The organism is Lentimonas sp. CC4 (genome assembly GCF_902728235.1).
In the GTDB taxonomy this organism is placed as follows: domain Bacteria; phylum Verrucomicrobiota; class Verrucomicrobiia; order Opitutales; family Coraliomargaritaceae; genus Lentimonas.
Window position 1 is genome coordinate 905,309 of sequence record NZ_CACVBO010000001.1, and the last position, 18,385, is coordinate 923,693.

At 52.1% G+C, this 18,385-nt stretch carries 15 protein-coding genes; 8 read left to right on the forward strand and 7 right to left on the reverse strand.

All coding sequences use genetic code 11. From position 1 onward, the window contains the following. Positions 1–85: 85 nt before the first annotated feature. Together GZZ87_RS04005 and GZZ87_RS04010 are read right to left on the reverse strand one after the other, a co-directional pair. Entirely contained in the window at positions 86–1,762 is a 1,677-nt protein-coding gene (locus tag GZZ87_RS04005; RefSeq protein WP_162027486.1) for an alkaline phosphatase family protein, read from the reverse strand. Between the two features lie 59 nt (positions 1,763–1,821). Then, positions 1,822–2,130: a metalloregulator ArsR/SmtB family transcription factor gene (locus tag GZZ87_RS04010; RefSeq protein ID WP_162071427.1), complete on the reverse strand. Its 309-nt coding sequence runs from the start codon at positions 2,128–2,130 to the stop codon at positions 1,822–1,824. A gap of 157 nt (positions 2,131–2,287) precedes the next feature. Here GZZ87_RS04010 and GZZ87_RS04015 point away from each other — a divergent pair, with 157 nt between their 5' ends. The 3 genes from GZZ87_RS04015 to GZZ87_RS04025 all read left to right on the forward strand — a co-directional run bounded on the left by GZZ87_RS04015 (position 2,288) and on the right by GZZ87_RS04025 (position 5,873). Further along, positions 2,288–3,475 carry a KamA family radical SAM protein gene (locus GZZ87_RS04015; protein ID WP_162027488.1) on the forward strand — a complete coding sequence of 396 codons (1,188 nt, stop codon included), beginning with the start codon at positions 2,288–2,290 and terminating at the stop codon, positions 3,473–3,475. Between the two features lie 113 nt (positions 3,476–3,588). Continuing rightward, complete coding sequence (locus GZZ87_RS04020; protein ID WP_162027489.1) at positions 3,589–5,274, forward strand: Na/Pi cotransporter family protein; 1,686 nt, start codon at positions 3,589–3,591, stop codon at positions 5,272–5,274. Positions 5,275–5,363: 89 nt separating this feature from the next. Then, positions 5,364–5,873 (forward strand): hypothetical protein, encoded by a 510-nt coding sequence (locus GZZ87_RS04025; protein ID WP_162027490.1) that lies wholly within the window; start codon positions 5,364–5,366, stop codon positions 5,871–5,873. An 807-nt stretch (positions 5,874–6,680) separates the two neighbouring features. Here the strand turns inward: GZZ87_RS04025 and GZZ87_RS04030 are convergent. From GZZ87_RS04030 to GZZ87_RS04050, 5 genes are all read right to left on the reverse strand, one after another. Beyond that, positions 6,681–7,943, reverse strand: coding sequence for a 6-phosphofructokinase (locus GZZ87_RS04030; protein ID WP_162026317.1), 1,263 nt, complete (start codon positions 7,941–7,943; stop codon positions 6,681–6,683). 66 nt (positions 7,944–8,009) lie between these two features. Further along, the gene (purB, locus tag GZZ87_RS04035) at positions 8,010–9,434 is read right to left on the reverse strand and encodes an adenylosuccinate lyase (RefSeq protein WP_162026316.1); all 1,425 of its coding nucleotides are present in this window, start codon (positions 9,432–9,434) and stop codon (positions 8,010–8,012) included. A gap of 111 nt (positions 9,435–9,545) precedes the next feature. After that, positions 9,546–10,013 carry a cupin domain-containing protein gene (locus GZZ87_RS04040; RefSeq protein WP_162026315.1) on the reverse strand — a complete coding sequence of 156 codons (468 nt, stop codon included), beginning with the start codon at positions 10,011–10,013 and terminating at the stop codon, positions 9,546–9,548. An 8-nt stretch (positions 10,014–10,021) separates the two neighbouring features. Next, positions 10,022–11,119 (reverse strand): DNA polymerase III subunit delta, encoded by a 1,098-nt coding sequence (holA, locus tag GZZ87_RS04045; RefSeq protein WP_162026314.1) that lies wholly within the window; start codon positions 11,117–11,119, stop codon positions 10,022–10,024. 198 nt (positions 11,120–11,317) lie between these two features. Next, positions 11,318–12,601, reverse strand: a complete 1,284-nt coding sequence (locus GZZ87_RS04050; RefSeq protein WP_162026313.1) for a CinA family nicotinamide mononucleotide deamidase-related protein — start codon at positions 12,599–12,601, stop codon at positions 11,318–11,320. A 74-nt stretch (positions 12,602–12,675) separates the two neighbouring features. Here GZZ87_RS04050 and GZZ87_RS04055 point away from each other — a divergent pair, with 74 nt between their 5' ends. The 5 genes from GZZ87_RS04055 to GZZ87_RS04075 all read left to right on the forward strand — a co-directional run bounded on the left by GZZ87_RS04055 (position 12,676) and on the right by GZZ87_RS04075 (position 18,266). Then, complete coding sequence (locus tag GZZ87_RS04055) at positions 12,676–14,151, forward strand: excinuclease ABC subunit UvrC (protein ID WP_162026312.1); 1,476 nt, start codon at positions 12,676–12,678, stop codon at positions 14,149–14,151. 257 nt (positions 14,152–14,408) lie between these two features. Beyond that, the gene (locus GZZ87_RS04060) at positions 14,409–15,716 is read left to right on the forward strand and encodes a hypothetical protein (RefSeq protein ID WP_162026311.1); all 1,308 of its coding nucleotides are present in this window, start codon (positions 14,409–14,411) and stop codon (positions 15,714–15,716) included. Positions 15,717–15,721: 5 nt separating this feature from the next. Next, on the forward strand, positions 15,722–16,582 hold the full coding sequence (rfbA, locus tag GZZ87_RS04065) for a glucose-1-phosphate thymidylyltransferase RfbA (protein ID WP_162026310.1): 861 nt from the start codon (positions 15,722–15,724) through the stop codon (positions 16,580–16,582). Between the two features lie 35 nt (positions 16,583–16,617). Next, the gene (locus tag GZZ87_RS04070; RefSeq protein ID WP_162026309.1) at positions 16,618–17,580 is read left to right on the forward strand and encodes a glycosyltransferase family 2 protein; all 963 of its coding nucleotides are present in this window, start codon (positions 16,618–16,620) and stop codon (positions 17,578–17,580) included. Further along, complete coding sequence (locus tag GZZ87_RS04075; RefSeq protein WP_162026308.1) at positions 17,577–18,266, forward strand: GNAT family N-acetyltransferase; 690 nt, start codon at positions 17,577–17,579, stop codon at positions 18,264–18,266. The genes GZZ87_RS04070 and GZZ87_RS04075 overlap by 4 nt, the downstream gene beginning before the upstream one ends. The last annotated feature ends 119 nt before the right edge of the window (positions 18,267–18,385 follow it).

Here is an 18,385-nt window from a genome sequence, read left to right on the forward strand (position 1 = left end):
GTGGTGGTTTCGAAAGGGCTTTGGGCGTTTGTCGCGTTGCGGTGCAGTCGCGGTCTTCGCGAGCAAAGCCCCTACAATGAAACACTTACTCGCCCAACACTTCTTCTAACACCGTGCCTGAACTTCCCGAAGTCGGCTGCAATCCGAGATACGCACAGAGCGTCGAGGCGACATCCACGGTGCTGACATGACGATGGATCGTCTGTGGCTCGAGATCCGCACCCGCAAAGATGACTGGCACATAGGTATCGTAGCGCCACGGGGAACCGTGCGTGCACGCGACATGCAAGCCATCGAAATCGGCAATGAACCACTGCGGCTCAAAGACGACATACACATCGCCCGAACGCTTGAGGTGGTAATTATTCAGCACGGCCTGAAAAACGGGTGAGTCCGCAGTTTCGCCGCGCGCGAGTGCTTGGCTGGAAACCGCAAGTGCCACGCCTGGAAATTTGGTTAATTCCTCAGCAACCGCCTGCTCGACTTCAGCTTTATCGAGCCCCTTTTCGCTCAACACATCCTGATTCAAATACACGTATGGGTGTGCATAGGTTTCGATCAACTCCTCACCAATGCCAAAGCGCTCCTTCAAGCGTTCAAAAGCTGGCGCCTTATCCCAAGTATCTGGCTCTACATAATTCACATCAAAGCCATACTCCTGCAAAGCTCCCGGCGCTTCAGGGCCGCCATGATCCGCAGACAACGCAATCAATGTATGCTCAAGGCCAACAGTCTCATCCACATACTCTAATAATGCCGCGATGGTGCGATCCAGTTGCAGCAAATTATCTTCCGCCTCTAAACTCGAAGGCCCGAAAATGTGACCAATATAATCCGTCGACGAAAAGCTCACAGACAAATAATCGGTGATCTCATCCTGTCCGAGCGATTCGTTCGCAATCAATGCTTTCGCGAAATCAAGCGTGATTTGGTCGCCCGCAGGGCTCAAGGTCAGGTAGGTCGTAAACCCTCGACTATCTCGCTCACCAAATTGATGCGGGAAAGTTCGTCCGAAGCCTGGCATTGCAGTCTCCCACGCTTGATCATCGCGGTCACCAAACAAATATGAGCTCTGGTCCTGTGAGAGCTCCCAAGCTTTCCCCACATAGCGCTCGAGCGGGTCGGATGCATTCCACGCGGTCACCCACTCTGGATACGCATCATAGTAGTAGGTGCTGGTGACAAATTCACCGGCGGCCTTGGAAAACCAAAATGCTTTGCCGGCATGCCCCGCCATCGACACCGCGCCACGGTCTTTGATAGACACCCCGAAGACCTTGGCATGCCCCGCAGAGCGCACCGCGAGTTCATCCGCAAAGGTCGACGACAGCAGTGCTCGTGGTGAGCGTCCATCTGTATTCGCCGCGCGCTGAGTCGGATCGATTTCATTCGCGTCGTCCACATCCGCATCCGCCGTCAACAGCGCATAATTCGGATCTTCGATATTATAAGTCGTCTGTCCGGTCTCACGGTCAAACCAGATATTAGCTACCATACCGTGCACCGAAGGCGTCGCGCCGGTCGCGAGCGTCGCGTGACCGACGATTGTCTCGGTGTTCGCATGTGGATGATGCGCGTTGGCATAATTGATGCCCTCATCCAGAAAATACTGGAAACCGCCATCCGGCATACGATCGATAAAACGCGTCAATTGATCACCGCGCAATTGGTCGACCGTGATTTGAAGCACCAACTTTGGAGATTCAGCCTGTAGGCTGAGGCCAGCAGTGGCGAGCAGAGCAAGAGGAAGGGCAGATTTCATAACGGCAATCAATGCAAAATATCCCACCAAAGTCAAAACAGAGAGAAAATTCCCCCGATTTAATCCGAAGCGTGCAATACTTCGCGCAAGGCCTCAGTCACTGCGCTGGACGCATCGACCTGCACCCAGTAGATCATATCACGACACTTCTTCTCATTCGCGATGATTCCCGCCTGGCGAAGAATCCGTAGATGATGCGATGTCGCCGGCTGAGAAAGCCCGATGCGCTCGGCAATCTTCGAGACGTTACAGGCGTTCTCACAAGTCGGCTCCGTCGGCAGAATCCGCAAGATCTGCAAGCGCACGGGATCGCCAATCGCCCAAAGCTGCTTCGCGAGGACATCGAGATCTGTTTCCTGTGTTGGCATTGACATATTTAAGTATATGAATACGTAGATAGAATAACGCGGCAAGCTTTAGCTCAAAAATAATATACAAAAGCACCAGTTCTTTCAGCTGGAGCGGTCTTCGCAAGCAAAGCCCCTACAACTAACTTCTAGCTCCTGACTTCTAGCTCCTTTTCACATGTATCCAAACGACTCACTTACTCATTGGCATCGCGGCCAAGGCCATTGGGCCGATGTGCCTGCCGAGCAATGGCACGACTGGAAATGGCAGCTCAAGAACCGCATCACCAAGCTGGAGCAGCTAGAAACATACCTGGAGCTCACACCGGATGAACGCGCAGGCTGCCTCTTTGCTAAAGACAAGTTGGCACTGGCGATCACGCCTTATTTCTTCAATCTGATCGACCCGAGCGATCCGAATGACCCCGTGCGCCGACAAGTCGTGCCAAATGCTGGCGAGATGCAGGTTGCACCCGAAGAACTGCTCGACCCCGTCGGCGAAGAAAACACTAAGCCTGTCGATGGCATCGTGCACCGCTACCCAGACCGCGTGCTCTTTCTGGTGACCGACCGTTGCGCGTCCTATTGCCGCTACTGCACACGCAGTCGCCTCGTCTCGAATGCGCAGGACTACAACTTCCACCCAGAGTTCGACAACGGCCTCGAATACATTCGCACGCATCCGGAAATCCGCGATGTGCTCCTAAGCGGCGGAGATCCACTCTTATTATCCGACAAGAAACTCGACTACCTGCTCGGCGAACTGCGCAAGATCCCGCACGTCGAGTTCATCCGCATCGGCTCTCGCATCCCAGTCTTTCTACCACAGCGGATCACACCCGAGCTTTGTGAGATTTTCAAAAAGCACGGCCCGATCTGGCTGAGTATTCACGTCAACCACCCGAACGAGTGCAGCCACGAGCTACGTGATGCTTGCGAGCGACTATCCTTCGCCGGTGTTCCCATTGGCAATCAATCGGTCCTTCTGAAAGATGTGAACGACGATTCCGAAACGATGAAATCGCTGATTCACCGTCTCCTGATGATGCGCGTGCGCCCCTACTACCTCTATCAATGTGACCTTATAACTGGTAGCGCCCACCTGCGTGCCGATCCACGCAAGGGCATCGAAATAATGCGTTTGTTACGCGGCCACACGACCGGCTACGCGATCCCACAATTCGTAATTGATGCGCCTGGCGGCGGCGGAAAAATCCCGATCAACCCCGAATACGTCAAGGAAGTCACTGATAAAGAAATTATTATGCAAAATTTCCAAGGTCAGGAGTATCGCTATCCATTAGTAAGCGCTGCGGCTCAAACGCTCGACGAGCACGCACCCGAACTCGACCCGATTCTGGCATAATTAGCTCAAATGTTACACATCCGTAACACTTGAGCGGTTTTTTAACATTGCTGTTCAGGGTCTAGGGTCTTTCCTCTCTGGTTTTCTCGCTCAATCAAACCAGAGATAATTAGATGACTTTATTTTTTGCGATTTTCGGGAGCCTCGGGCTCTTCCTCTACGGAATGAAAGTAATGAGCGAGGGCCTACAAAAGGTCTCTGGCGAAGGCCTTCGTGCCCTCATTCGCAATATGACACGAAACCGTGTCTCAGGAATTGTCAGCGGCACGCTCATGACCACGCTGGTGCAGTCCTCCAGTGCAACGACGGTGATGATCGTCAGCTTCGTGAATGCCCGCCTGCTGACCCTCCGAGAGTCGATCGGCATGATCATGGGCGCCAACCTCGGCACCACCACCACTTTCTGGATCGTCGCCTTCCTCGGCTTTAAGTTCAGCCTCAACTCGATCGCCCTTCCTTGCGTGGGCATCGGCGTAGCGATGATTTTCTTCAAGCGCCCGAAAATCCGCGATACCGGAGAAGCACTGATCGGCTTCGGCATCCTGTTCCTCGGTCTAAGCTTCCTCAAGGGCTCAGTCCCTGACGTTAAGTCAAACCCTGAGATCTTCTCATTCCTTGCAGACTGGACTGGTCACGGGATGGGCTCGGTAGGTATTTTCTTTCTTTTCGGGGTCATCTTGACCGTTGTCGTGCAGTCTTCCTCTGTCGCTGGTGCAATCACGCTGACCCTAGTCGCCAAAGGCTGGATCGGCTATGAAGATGCCGCTGCCATTGTGCTTGGTGAGAATGTAGGCACCACCATCACCGCGAATCTCGCGGCCATGACAGGCGGGATCGAGGCCAAGCGCGCAGCTCGCGCCCACTTTCTATTCAACATCGTCGGGGTCATCTGGATGCTGGCCGTATTCTACCCATTTGTCCAAGGCATCGAATGGCTAACCAACCAGAGTATCCATTGGCTCACCCCTGGGGAAGCGACCCCAACAGGAGACAATACGCTATACAAACTCGCGCTGTTCCACTCGATGTTCAACCTGACTAACATCCTCGTGCAGACTCCATTCGTCAAGCAGCTCGCGCTCTTGGCCACCAAGATGGTAAAAGAGAAAAAAGCCACGTCCGAAACGGTCGAGCACATCAATTACCAAGCGCCAAACTTGCCACAAACTGGTGAAATCAACCTCGCCGAAGCAGAGCGTGAAATCAAAGGCATGGCCGAACTCACCCGCGAGATGTTCAGTGGCTTCAACGAAGTTTACGAGAACCCAGACAAAGACCTCTCAGTTCGCGTCAAAGAGTTAAAAGCGATGGAAGAGCAGAGCGATCGACTCGCCTTCGACATCACTCAGTATTTGATCTATTGCACCTCTTCTGAGCTCAGTCGCGAACGCTTGAACGAGGTCACTGTGATGCTGCGCGTCGTCTCCGAACTGGAAGAAATCTGCGATTGCGCCTACAACTTGGTAAGACTCGCTCAACAGAAATACAACAAGCAGCGCGTCCTCCCAGCCGAGACGCAAGAAGCGATTCGCAACTTTAGCGGCCCGGTGGACCAATTCATGAGTTTCTACATTGAGAGCCTCAACCGCAAAGTCAGCATGGCAGACATGGAAGTCGCTCAGCAACTCGAAGACACCATTGATGCATCACGCAAGAAGCTCCGCAAGGAAGCCGTGCGCCGCATGAGTGACCCAACAAATATCAAGTCTGAGATGCTCTACATCGATATCCTGAACAACATTGAGAGCATCGGCGATAAGTCGCTCAACATTCTCAAGTTGCTCAGCCAAATCGACTAATCTGTATTTCAACCCTGGCTCGATGTCACAAACGCGCGACATCGAGCCAGTCGTTTGACATTTCAACAAAACTCGTCGAGGTAGAGGCTATGAAACGTCTCATGTTTTTCTGGTGTGCGCTGCTGGCACTATTTAGTCCGAAGCTTAAGCCAACTGCTCACGCTTCGGAAACCCATGCACCGCACGGATCGCACAGTCGGCACACAGCCTTCAACTCGTGGCACGATTTCTCCTTTAAAATTGACGACAGCAAGTGCCGCGTCGGCATTGCCTCGGTCAAGCTCTCCGTAAGTGAGCTCAAGCCCCTGAACGGCAACCTAGTGGCCACCTACAGCATCCATGTGCCACTAAAAAAGTCTGAAAACGACACGGGAAAAATCGTGCTCCCGATCGACGTCACCGTAGAGGACCTCCACAAGCAAGGCGGCGTGCTGGTCGGCACCGCTTACAGTGACACAAAGGGCAAGACTCCCAACAAGATCATCTGCGAAGTCGGTCCCAACACAACCAAGGGAATCATCCTCGAAATCATCACGGACAAGCGGACGCTCAATTTCAAATCACGATACACCGTGATCGAGGCTGACAACGAGAGCTAGGCGCTGCCGTAGAAGCGCGCTTCCAGAGACCTCTAAACCGAGCAAACTACAGCTAAAGCGCGAAGCTGCCGCACCTACAAAAAAAGCGTTCATCGTCCAATAGCGGGGGTGAGGAGCAGAAACATTGTAGCGAACTCGCGCTAGCGAGGTCGACCACTGCAAGGTAGAGTCCCCAAAAACAGACGCGACTAGCGTCGCATCGCTACAGCTGATTCTCGACTAGAAACATTGTAGCGAACTCGCGCCAGCGAGGTCGACCACTGCAAGGTAGAGTCCTCAAAACAGACGCGACTAGCGTCGCATCGCTACAGCTGATTCTCGACTAGAAACATTGTAGCGAACTCGCGCCAGCGAGGTCGATCACTGCAAGGTAGAGTGCCCAAAAACAGACGCGACTGCGTCGCATCGCTACAGCTGATTCTCTATTATACTCACGCGCATCATGATTTGTGAAAAGTGCATTCATGCGATTTCGCTATCTTGCTGTAGGGGCTTTGCTTGCGAAGCCCGCGCAAAGGCCACACGCATAGGAAGTTGTAAAACTTTAGCTGCCTTCGCGGGTGCCGCCCGTCGACAAGCTCAGGGCCTTGAGCCTGTCGAAACGGCAAGCAGCACCCCTACGCCAGATGCTTCGATTTTACAAATCACAATACTTGATGCGCGTGAGTATAGAAACATTGTAGTCGACCACTCTTCTTATGTGAACATCTCGATGCTTCCCCAGAAAATGACGAAGCACCGACACAAAAAAGCCCCGCTCGATTTACGAACGGGGCTTTTTGAAATTAATACGCTAAAAGCGACGGCTTACTCGAAGGAGTGCGCGCCGAGCTTGCGAGGGATCTTCACCATCTTAAGCTTTGCAAACGTTGGCACGCCATTCTCGTAAGGCACTTCCACTTCACCTTGGATGAGTGGCAATGCATACTTGTAGAAGTTGTAGTTCATGCTGACACCATCTTCGTTGATCCAGCTCTCAGGAAGCTTCTTCACGCCATTGGCGATTTCAGAAAGCGGAGCGAGACCTGTTTCGCATGTGTAAGTGTCACCATCGCCACGAACAAGTGTGACCATCTTGTCAGTGTGACCTTCGATCGCAGCTTCAACAGCAGCCTGACCAGCGAGGTAAGCTTCGTCGTTATCTGTCTGCGAAGAGCAGTGTGCCGCAGCGCGTTGCGACATACCCAGCGATACAGAGCGCGCCTTGATTTGCAGTGACTCTTCAACGAGGCCGCGGAGGTATTCACCAGCGCCACCGAGTTGCGAGTGGCCAAATGCATCCGCACCCTTGCTTGCTGTCGAAATGTAGTTGCCGTCATCATCGACGAGGCCTTCGCCCACAACGACCACACAGTATTTCTCCTTCTGGAGCACGTGTTGCACGTCAGAGATGAACTTCTCAGGAGAGAACGCGACTTCTGGCAAATAGATGAGGTGTGGCGCGGCATTTGGCTCGTCGCGAGATTTCGCAAGCGCAGCACCGGCAGCGATCCAACCTGCACTACGGCCCATCACTTCGATGATTTGCACGAGGTCGTATTGCCCCATTGCCGCATTATCGCAGGCGATTTCCTTAACAGTGGTCGCGATGTATTTGATCACGCTGCCGTAGCCTGGAGTGTGGTCAGTTGTGACGAGATCGTTGTCGATCGTCTTTGGCACACCGATCACACGGAGTTGGTAGCCACGCTCTTGAGCGAGCTTAGAGATCTTATCAGCAGTATCTTGAGAGTCGTTGCCACCCGCGTAGAAGAAGTAGCGAATATTGTGCGCTTCGAAGACTTGAAGCACGCGATCGTAGTCCTGCTGGCTCTTGAGCTTGAAACGGCAAGTGCCCAGTGCTGCACCAGGTGTGTGGCGAAGCGCACGGATGGTTTGCTGAGATTCTGCTGCGAGATCGATGAGTTGCTCGTTTAAGATGCCAAGGACACCATTCACCCCACCGTAGATTTCTTCGATGCACTCGTGGTTGAGCGCTTCGGCAACGACACCCGCGAGGCTGGCGTTAATGACAGATGTTGGGCCGCCGGATTGGGCGACTAGGCAATTTCCTTCGAGTTCTTCTGACATAGGTAATAATTTCTGTTAATTTGAAAGGTGTGTTGTGTGTAATTTTGACCGAACTGAACGCAATACTTAAAGAATCGCGCCCGGTGTATAGTTGGCAGCAGCTGGGAAACTCTGCGCTTCTTCGCGAACCGTCGCGCAGAAATTCTCGACCTGGATGGTCGCCAAACCGGTCATCGCTTGAGCGCGACCCATCATTTCAGCGAGCTGCTCTTCGGAAAGACCGAGGCGGGCATCCGCGCCGAGGCGTGCGACCAAATCATTCTTGGTGATCGTGCCGTTGCGCAAGTCGCGCACAGTCTGCACCGCATGCTCCTTGATCGCTTCGTGCGCCTCTTCGCGCCCTGCACCTGCTTTAACTGCTTCCATCAATACTGTGGTCGTCGCAAGGAATGGGCCGTAACGCTCATTCTCCTGAGCAATGACAGCAGGATACACTTCCATCTGATTGATGATCGTGATGAATGTGTCGATCAAACCGTCGATCGCAAAGAAGCTATCCGGCAAGAAGACACGGCGCACGACTGAGCAAGAGACATCGCCCTCGTTCCACTGATCACCAGCGAGTTCGCCTGCCATCGTGAGATAGCCCTTAAGGATCGCTCCGAAACCATTGATACGCTCACAGCTACGGCTATTCATCTTGTGCGGCATCGCAGAAGAACCCACTTGGCCCTTAGCGAAACCTTCGCTCGCTAGCTCGTGGCCAGCCATGATGCGGAGTGTCTTCGCAAAACTGGATGGACCCGAAGCGAGACGCACGAATACGGAAACGACTTCGAAGTCGAGACCACGCGGGTAAACTTGACCGACAGTGTCGAGCGCAGCCCCCACACCGAGGTGATCGAGAATGCTACCTTCAAGCGACGCAACCTTAGCGGAATCGCCACCAAAGAGTGTCAACAAATCCATTTGAGTGCCAACAGGCCCCTTCAGACCGCGCACCGGATAGTTGTCGATAATACGGTCAAGCTCGCGAACAGCGAGGAGCAGGTCTTCGCCAAACATAGCGAGACGCTTACCGAAAGTGGTCGGCTGAGCCGGCACATTGTGCGTGCGGGCGGTAATCACGAGGGACTTCCACTGCTCTGCACGATTTGCCAGAGCGAGCAATGCCGCGACCGCTTTATTGCGGACGATTTCGAGCGCTTGAATGATCTGCAGCTGCTCAACGTTTTCAGTCAAGTCGCGGCTGGTCAGCCCTTTGTGAATGTGCTCATGACCTGCTAGGTCGCAAAACTCTTCGATACGCGCCTTCACATCGTGACGAGTGATCGCTTCGCGCTCGTTGATCGAATCCAGGTTAATTTCACCCTTCACACGCTCATAGGCGTCGATCGCTTCTTGAGGAATATCCAGACCCAATTCCTTCTGCGCGCGCAGCACGGCAATCCAGTAATCGCGCTCTAATTTGATGCGCCCTTCCGCGCTCCAGACTGCGCACATTGCCTTGGAGGCGTAACGCCCCGCTAATACATTTGGTATGTTTTCCATAGATTCTTAAATTTGAGAAAACGGAGAAAAATACACCTCTGCCTCCCTCATGCGACCAAAAAACCGCTCAAATCCACGTTTAGCGTATCAACACCACACCAAGCAGCGAACTTAGTCAGCGTCATCTTTGAGAATCGCTAGTGGACGGCCTTTCACTCCGACATATACCACCACGATCTCTGCGGGCACATCCCCATCGTTACGCCCATAGTGCCAAGTGTTGACCGTTTCGATCAACCCTTCGCCCGCCGTAACGATGCGCTCCTGACCATCTTCTGAAATCACAACGATTTCACCGCTGATCATATACCCCGCATTGATCGACGGGTGCAGGTGCCACTTTAACTTCGAATGCGGAGGGATGGTCACTTTCTTTACTGTTACTTCTGGCGCTTCAGTCGGATAAGCCGGCAACGCCGCGCCATCCCATGAAGCTCCGGACTGAGCCAGCACCTCAACTTCGACTCCAGCACCGTGCGCGTTGGCAGCATGACGTGGACCGCAATGAGAGTGCCCCAACAAGCCACAGCCTTGAAGAAATAGAACACTAGATGCCAGTAGGGCTACTGCGATTTTCATAAGAACACTTAGCTCAAGCACTTCACCGCCAATTCGCGGCAGACTTCTTCCTGTTCGTTCGGGCGCTCGATGATACCTTCAAAGGCCTCCGCAAAGGCAATCTGGAATTGAATCAGCTTCTTGAGCGGCACCTTCGTCGCCGTGCCTGCGAGATTGCCCAAATACCATGGGTTTTGCGTAAAGACATTCAGATTACTCTTCTCCTGATCCTCACCGAAATGATGCCCATAGGTGCGAGCCGCCGCTTCGAGCTCAGACTTTGCAATGCCACGCCCACCGAGACGAATCGCTCCAGCATCGAGCAGCACGCGCAACTGGATTAGCAAGCGATTGCGCGACTGCAAACTACCCAGCAACCCACGCGAGTCATTGTTGGTAAAGAAATGTCGACGCAATGCTTCCAGCGTCCAATCCAGCTTCAACGAATAAAACGCATCTGCCGCTTCGAAGAAATCCGCATCGCCGAAGTTCGGCACCAGATCCGTGACCAAGCGCTCACTGATCTGCTCACCACTGTCACTCACGTAAGTCGCGAGCTTACGCGTCTCTGCCACGATCAGGCGCGAGTTACCATTCACCTTACCGATCAAAAGCTGCACCGCATTACGGCTAATGGTGACGCCTGCCTTGTCGCACTCTTCCTGAATCATGCGCGCATACATGGTCGCCGCATTCTTATCGACCGCCAACGCAGTAAAGTCCGAATTCTTCTGACACCACTTAAAGAAACTACGGCGCTTATCAACAGGCTGCGCGGTGATCAACACCGACACCGCATCAGGTGAAAGCCCAGACAGCACCGCCTTCAAATTGTCCAATAAATCCAGCGTGCCTTGAGCGCGCCCCGTCTGGCTATCCGCCATAAAATTTACATTCTGCAACCACACCACCTTTCGGTCACCAAATAGAGACAACGTCTGCACCGCACTCGTGAAGCGATTGATCGCATCTTGCACCTCCGCAACATTCCCCGCACGTCCATCGACCACTTCCTTGGAAAGATCATCGGCGATATCTTTAGTCTGCTCGGCAAACCACTCCTTACCTTGTTCAGAAACAAGGTAATCGTCGTCGCCGCAGATAAATGTGAAGGCTTTCGCTGGCATGGGCAATACGGCTGCGCCGTAATAGTAAATGAATAATGACTAATGGAGAAACCACCAATGTGCGCACTCCACCAAACAGCGCAACGCGGAAGTCCAAGCCACATTTAATTATTCTCAGCCCTCATGTCTCAGCCCTCATGTCTCAGCCCTAAGCTCTCAAGTCTCAAGTCTCTGCTCTCAGCCCTCAAGTCTCTGCCCTCAGGCCTCTTCGCAACAGCTAAGAAACTCTTCCATCTTATACTTGCGCAACTTACGGCGCATCCAGTCCAATGCAATCTGCACCGCGCGTGCCTTCATATCAAGCCGCCCGCCGGTGAAATGCACCGTCTTGCACCACACGCCCACAGGCGAATGGTAGCCAAAGTGAATCGTGCCGACCGGGTTCGCCTCATTACCGCCATCTGGCCCCAAAAAACCAGTCACGCTCAATCCGTAGTCTGCCGACAATCGCTCCGCCGCACCAGACGCCATGGCCACGGCACATTCAGGGCTCACCGCGCCGTGTTGTTCCAGCAATACTTCCGGCACCCCAAGTAGCGTCACCTTCACATCGTCCGTATAACAGATAACGCCGCCAGCAAAGACACTCGATGCGCCCGGAACATTGGTAAACGCATCACCAACAGCACCACCCGTGCAGGATTCGGCAAGCGCCACGGTTCGATCCAAGGCTCGCAATTCATGATATACCACCTTTGCGAGCGAACAATTGCCAAAGCATACGAAATCAGCCCCAAACACCTTGCGTGCCTCCTGCCCAATCAACTTTAACTGATCCAGCGAGAGCGAACCATCACGGCAACTCAGCCGCACATCCACCATCAAATAATGCACGCAGTATGCCACGATCAGTCCCGCATGCGCCTCAATAATCGGCTGCATCTTTTGCTCTACAGTCGACTCTCCCACCCCAGACGTGCGCACCTGCACATAGGTCTGCGCCTCACGGATCAAACCCGCCTCCCGCAACCGCGGCAGCACCTGCTTCTCAAACATAGGCTCCAACTCATGCGTTGGCCCGGGCAACATGATCAACACCTTGCCACTCTGAGTATAAAAAATCCCTGGAGCCGTGCCGCGCTCATTATGCAGCGCCTCTCCATCCTTAAAACGATGGCACTGCTTTAAATGATGCACGCCCATCTTACGCTCTAGCATCGCAAAGCGATCCTTGATCGTCGCCTCAATCTCGGGGTCAAACACTAGCTCCACCCCCAGCACCTGCGCAATCGTCTCGCGCGTCAAATCGTCAGCCGTCGGCCCCAGACCACCCGTCGTAATCACCAAATCCGAACACTCCCATACCTCCATGAATCCACGACGAATCTCCGCAGCATCATCCATCAGCACCCGACTTCGTGTAATCGAAACGCCATGACGCGCCAATTGCTCGCCCAAATAAGTGAGATGAGCATTTTCGCGGATACCGACGAGAAGCTCGTCTCCAAAATTAATGACTTCGACTGAAAGTGGTTTAGGCATGAGTTGTTAGTTGAGCGTTGTCGCGATACGAACAACACTGCTTAAACAAATGACACTACATCAAATTGTCACAAATGCCAGATTCAGACAAAATTAACATCAAAGAAAAAGTCCGCCGCCTGCCGCACAAGCCGGGCGTTTACCTGATGAAGGACCGTCTAGGCCAGACCATCTACGTCGGCAAGGCGAAGGATCTGAAGAAGCGCGTCTCCACCTATTTTCAAGCCTCCCGCAAGACCATGGTCTCACAACCCAAGGTGCGCGCCATGATCGATCTGATCTACGACTTCGATCTGATCATCGTCAAATCCGAGGCCGAAGCACTGCTGCTCGAAGGTCAGCTCATCAAGAAATACAAGCCGCGCTACAACACCGACTTTACCGACGATAAACGCTTTCTCCTGGTGCGCGTCGACCTACGCGAACCACTCCCGCGTTTCCGGCTCACCCGCAATCGCACCGACAGTAAATCGCGCTACTACGGCCCCTTTGCCCACTCCACACATCTGCGCAAGACCCTCCACGAACTGCGCCGCAAATTCGGCATCCTCCTCAGCGATGCCAAACCACTCAAGCTCGGCGACGAGCAATGGCGGCTCTACGACGACGCCCGCGCCGAAATCTACGAGCACCCCAACGAGCTCAGCCAAGCCGACTACCACGAACGCGTCGACGCCGCCTGTGCTTTCCTCGACGGCCAGACCCGCGAATGGCTCGCCGAGCTAAAGGTGCAAATGCAGACCGCCGCCGAAGCACGCGAATACGAGAAGGCCGCCCAACTGCGCGACCGCATCACCGCACTCAAGCAAACCAGCGTGCGCACCCGTAAATTCGAGCGCCCGCTCCACGACCCGACGCCCAAAGCCGAGACCCTCGCTCAGCTCAAAATCGACCTCGCCCTGCCGACACTCCCCGAGCGCATGGAGTGCTTCGACATCTCGCACATTTCAGGCAGTTTCTGCGTCGCCTCCATGGTCGCATTCAAAGACGGCCGGCCCGACCGCAAGAACTACCGTCGCTTCAAAATCAAATCCTTTATCGGCAACGACGACTTCCGCGCCATGGAAGAAGTCGTCGGCCGCCGCTACCGCCGCCTGCACGACGAGGAAAAGCCCTTCCCTGACCTCGTCATTATCGACGGCGGCGCAGGCCAAGTCACCTCCGCGCTCAAAGCCTTCCTAGGGCAGGGACTCGAGCCGCCGGCCCTCATCGGCCTCGCCAAGAAGAACGAGACCATCATCTTCAGCGACGGCCGCGAACCGCTCAACCTCTCGCACCACGCCCCGGGCTTAAGGATGCTCCAACACATTCGCGACGAAGCGCACCACTTCGCCAACAGCTTCAACGCCGAGTTACGCAGCAAGAAACTACGTGAATCGATCCTCGATGACTTCAAAGGACTCGGCCCCGCCAAGCGCCAAGCCCTCCTACAGCATTTCGGCTCCATCGAAAAGCTACGCTCCGCTAGCGCTAAAAGCATCACCCAAGTCGAAGGCATCGGCCCAAAGACCGCCGACCGACTCATCGAATTCCTCCGAAACGAAGACTAACGCAACCATCAGATCGCCAAAGCACTCAATACACGGCACGCAGCATAAGCACTACCCCCTATAACTCGCAGCAATATCCCCTCCTATAACCAAGAAAGGGTGATGCCCTCAGTATAAAAATATAGGCCATTTTGGCTCGCGACAAATTGCGACCATCGCAATAACCTCGACTTTAAAACTCCACAAATTACACCGCTCGAAAAAACAAAAGAAACTGCCTAACTCAGCAGACTTTTAAACAAGACGCCGGCAGCCAAATGAAACCAACACAAATACGTTTTCTAATATTTGCATGCCTTGTCATTCTATCGATTGGCCTAGTGTTCAATCATCCATGGCTGTTTAAATTAATAATTGGTCCCTTTTATTTCGGGGATCCACTTTTTCTAGACATGCACGGCCAGTTGGCTTCGGCTCAAGCATGGAGTGAAGGGTTTGACGTCCTCAACAACCCCAACCCCCTCGACATTTTACATCGAAGGCACATCGGCCCCACATGGATGCTACTCATGGGGCATCTGGGACTCGGCGTAAGGCATACTGGAATACTGGCGGTCACCTCAATATTAGGAGTCATCGCGATTGGGCTAGCGCTCTTTAATCCGAAGAATTGGAGAGAGGTCTTCTTAGGCTGGCTCGCCTTGTCGTCTCCTTCTGTTTTATTCGGATTCGAGCGTGCCAATATTGATATCACTCTGTTCTGCGTTCTCTGTCTCGCCGCATTCATCGCAGCCCAAGCAACTGAAGGAGAAAAAACGAAAGGATGGATGGGGTGGCTTGCCTGGTCGATCATCGCAATAAATATCGGCTTCAAATATTTCCCTGCGGCAGCCTTCGTAGTTTTAGCACACGAACGTTGGGGATGGCGTCGATTTGCTCAGTTCACACTGGCAGGAAGCATTGCATGCGCAGTATATGCGATGACGCACTGGCAAGAAATCCAATGGGTCAAAGGCCAAGTTTCTTCGGAACCTGCTCACTTACAGTTCGGCGGCTCAATGTTTTTACAACTAATCGGAGTGCACGAAAACAAAGTCTTTCTTCTGTGTGTAGGTCTCGTCGGTCTAATCCTGCTGATTGGCGCCATGCTAGCCGCAAGATCAAGAATACGGCTACCCCATTCGACTGAATGGCCCGGCACCTTTTTTCTTCTCTCCGCTTCAACGGTAATTTTCTGCTTCACGACCAGCAGCAACTTTGAATATCGGCTCGTATTCCTACTCCCTGCATTTCCACTACTAATTCGGACACTCAGCGACAAGAAACACCCCACCTACATCCGAATCCCTTACATCCTAACCCTCTGCCTGCTCTACTTTCAGATGTGGAGTGATGCGGCATACTTCTTCACCACCTACGACCCAGAGACAGCCAGATGGAACGAGCAGTTATCAACTGAATTCCTATTACTGAAGAATTCCCTCTCTTGGGTTTTAATAATATTACTCGCTTGGATCATGACATTCGTGCTCTACCCTCGCCTAGACGGATTGTTCAAAAGTTGGAAGTCCGAGCACAGGTTAAAACTCAAAAATAAGCACGCGACACCCGGACAAAACCTCTAACATAAATGAAAGGTATAATACTAGCAGGAGGCACAGGCACTCGCCTACATCCCATAACGATGGCGATTTCCAAACAACTAATGCCAGTGTATGACAAGCCAATGATCTACTACCCTCTGTCTGTCTTGATGCTCGCTGGCATTCGAGAGATATTGATCATTACAACTGCGGAGGATCAACTCGCATTTCGGCGGTTATTAGGCGATGGTGCTAAATTGGGGTGCGACTTCCAATACGCGATTCAAGAAACACCAAATGGAATCGCCCAAGCCTTCATTATAGGTCAGGAATTCATCGGATCGGACAAGGTCGCTCTAATCCTAGGGGATAACATTTTCTACGGATCCGGCTTCGGCCAGCTGGTGCGGCGCCACACGGATCCTGACGGGGCAGTTATTTTTGCCGCCACCGTTCAAGACCCAAAGCGCTATGGAGTGGTTGAATTTGACTCAAATAACAATGCCCTTTCGATTGAGGAAAAACCAGAATTCCCAAAGTCTAACTACGCCATACCTGGACTATATTTTTACGACAACAACGTCACCGAAATCGTCAAAACCATCCCCCGATCCCCTCGTCGCGAATATGAAATAAGTAGCATCAATCAGGTTTATCTCAAAGAAAACAAACTCAAGGTCGGGATTTTCAATCGCGGAATCGCTTGGCTAGACACCGGCACCTTCGCTTCACTTAATGAAGCTTCCACCTTCGTCCGTGTCATCGAAGAACGGCAAGACACGAAAATCGGTTGCATTGAGGAAGTTGCGTATTATTCAAAGTTTATTAATCGCGAGCAATTATTAGAACTCGCAGCCAAATATTCAAAATCTGGTTATGGTGATTACCTCAAACGAACTGCCAGATAAAATTGAGGCTTTCTTGCATTTAATAAAAAATCAGAATGAGTTTGCCCCTAGAAAAAACACACATACACAACGGAGTGCTGATTTCGGTGGTGTGCCCCGTTTATGGCTCACCTTCGACCATTCCGCTTTTGTGCGAACGGCTACATGAATCTCTGACTAAAATAACAGCCAACTATGAAATCATCCTAGTCTTTGATTGTTCCCCAGATAACGGATGGGAATTCATTCGCATAGAATGCGCTAAACATAAAAATGTCGTCGGCATACGCCTCTCTCGAAACTTCGGCCAACACTATGCAATAACCGCAGGCCTTAAGACAGCAAAAGGCGAATGGATCGTGGTGATGGATTGCGACCTCCAAGATCAACCTGAGGAGATCGAAAAGCTCTATGCACGTGCAATAAAAGGTGCAGATATCGTGCTAGCACGAAGAACAAACAGGAAAGACCATGTCTTGAAGCGACTGTCATCAAAATGCTTTTATCGACTATTCAGCTACATGACAAATTCCGAACAAGATCCTGGCATAGCCAATTTCGGAATCTACCACCGAAAACCGATCAATGCGATCCTATCAATGGGAGATAAAGTTCGTTTTTTTCCAACAATGGCTCAGTGGGTCGGATTCGAGAGGACAACCGTTGAAGTGGAGCACAGTAAAAGACAGGAAGGCAAGTCCACCTACAGTTATAAAAAACTGATTCACCTCGCGATAGACACCATCATTTCATTCTCGGACAAACCATTAACTTTAAGTGTTTATCTCGGAATGACCACTAGCTTCGGGTCTTCAATTGTCAGCGCTTACTATCTATTTAGGTATTTCAGTGGGGGGATCAAAGTCAGCGGCTTCACTACCCTAATCCTATCAATCTGGTTCCTGTCTGGTATCATCATCTTCTTGCTCGGCATGCTAGGCGTCTACATTGGCCGAAGCTTCGAGCAAGTAAAGAATCGGCCAACCTATATCATCAGAGACACACTAAATCTGGAATGAAAATCGAAAAGAAAGACTGGGATTCCGATTTCTTCGGCTTTCCAATCGGGCATATTCAATTGGATGAAACTGCACCACCCGAAAAGCTCCTAAGAGACAGTGATTTTGAACTCGTCTACATTTCTACACACCGACGAACACCTAAACTAACTGAAAAAATATTAAATTCATGCACCTACATCGACGAAAGGTGCACCTACCAAAAGCAAGTATCCCAAGTCAGCCCATCCGCTGTTAACGTTATAGATTACCACGGCAGCCTGACCCCTGAAATACGAGAACTAGCGTTGCTCAGTGGCGTCCATTCGCGCTTTCAAAAAGATCCGAATCTGCGACCTAAATATATCGAGCTTTACACTTGCTGGATCGAAAAATCCCTAACTGGCGAAATCGCCGACCGCGTCTTACTTGCTTACATGGATGATGTTGCTGTCGGCTTGATCACACTCAAAAAAGAGATGATGCAGGGGCAAATCGGTCTAATTGCGGTAAGCCCCGAACACGCGGGAAAGGGAATTGGATCAGAACTAATTCGGGCTTCCGATTTTTGGTATAATGAGCATGAGACTCACAGTGCCGTCGTGGTCACTCAGCAGCAAAACCAAGCAGCAAGACGCCTCTATGAAAAGAACGGGTATGAACTGTCCTCAATGGACTCAATCTATCACTGGTGCAGAAATGACTAGCGCTCGCTACCACCAATCAAAAAGCTATGAATACAGCGATAGGATGCAAAAACACGAGGGACATTATAGAATATGGCGTTTCGCTATCGATGAATTAGTTAAAGCCCCCTACAGTAACT

Bases quoted from the DNA above. Each gene is read 5' to 3' on its own strand.
- GZZ87_RS04020 (WP_162027489.1), top strand. From the start codon at position 3,589: ATGACTTTATTTTTTGCGATTTTCGGGAGCCTCGGGCTCTTCCTCTAC.
- GZZ87_RS04015 (WP_162027488.1), top strand. From the start codon at position 2,288: ATGTATCCAAACGACTCACTTACTCATTGGCATCGCGGCCAAGGCCAT.
- GZZ87_RS04040 (WP_162026315.1), bottom strand. From the start codon at position 10,013: ATGAAAATCGCAGTAGCCCTACTGGCATCTAGTGTTCTATTTCTTCAA.
- purB (WP_162026316.1), bottom strand. From the start codon at position 9,434: ATGGAAAACATACCAAATGTATTAGCGGGGCGTTACGCCTCCAAGGCA.
- GZZ87_RS04070 (WP_162026309.1), top strand. From the start codon at position 16,618: ATGAGTTTGCCCCTAGAAAAAACACACATACACAACGGAGTGCTGATT.
- holA (WP_162026314.1), bottom strand. From the start codon at position 11,119: ATGCCAGCGAAAGCCTTCACATTTATCTGCGGCGACGACGATTACCTT.
- GZZ87_RS04075 (WP_162026308.1), top strand. From the start codon at position 17,577: ATGAAAATCGAAAAGAAAGACTGGGATTCCGATTTCTTCGGCTTTCCA.
- GZZ87_RS04055 (WP_162026312.1), top strand. From the start codon at position 12,676: ATGCCAGATTCAGACAAAATTAACATCAAAGAAAAAGTCCGCCGCCTG.
- rfbA (WP_162026310.1), top strand. From the start codon at position 15,722: ATGAAAGGTATAATACTAGCAGGAGGCACAGGCACTCGCCTACATCCC.
- GZZ87_RS04010 (WP_162071427.1), bottom strand. From the start codon at position 2,130: ATGCCAACACAGGAAACAGATCTCGATGTCCTCGCGAAGCAGCTTTGG.
- GZZ87_RS04050 (WP_162026313.1), bottom strand. From the start codon at position 12,601: ATGCCTAAACCACTTTCAGTCGAAGTCATTAATTTTGGAGACGAGCTT.
- GZZ87_RS04030 (WP_162026317.1), bottom strand. From the start codon at position 7,943: ATGTCAGAAGAACTCGAAGGAAATTGCCTAGTCGCCCAATCCGGCGGC.
- GZZ87_RS04060 (WP_162026311.1), top strand. From the start codon at position 14,409: ATGAAACCAACACAAATACGTTTTCTAATATTTGCATGCCTTGTCATT.
- GZZ87_RS04025 (WP_162027490.1), top strand. From the start codon at position 5,364: ATGAAACGTCTCATGTTTTTCTGGTGTGCGCTGCTGGCACTATTTAGT.
- GZZ87_RS04005 (WP_162027486.1), bottom strand. From the start codon at position 1,762: ATGAAATCTGCCCTTCCTCTTGCTCTGCTCGCCACTGCTGGCCTCAGC.